Annotated in this window: 1 protein-coding gene; it reads right to left on the minus strand. The window is 64.2% G+C overall.

All coding sequences use genetic code 11. The annotated features are described in order from the left end of the window. Positions 1 to 28: 28 nt before the first annotated feature. Positions 29 to 265 (minus strand): Rid family hydrolase (locus ACLJNW_RS25800; RefSeq protein ID WP_410961451.1); only part of this gene is annotated, 237 nt, incomplete at its 5' end.

Below are 265 nucleotides of genomic sequence, written 5' to 3' on the forward strand. Positions count from 1 at the left end.
GCCTTGGGCCCCGTCGCGAACATCCGGCTTACTCGAGGACGACGATGGCGTCCATTTCCACCTGTGCGCCCTTCGGCAGGGCGGCTACGCCGATAGCGGCGCGCGCCGGGTAGGGCTGGGTGAAGTAGCGGCCCATGATCTCGTTGAACTTGGCGAAGTGCGACAGGTCGGTGAGGAAGATGTTCAGCTTGGCGACGTCGTGCAGGTAGCCGCCGGAAGCCTCTATCACCGCCTTGAGGTTCTCGAACACCTGGACGGTCTGCTC

The sequence above is a fragment of the Salmonella sp. SAL4457 genome, assembly GCF_046548235.1.
In the GTDB taxonomy this organism is placed as follows: Bacteria; Pseudomonadota; Gammaproteobacteria; order Enterobacterales; family Enterobacteriaceae; genus Salmonella; species Salmonella enterica.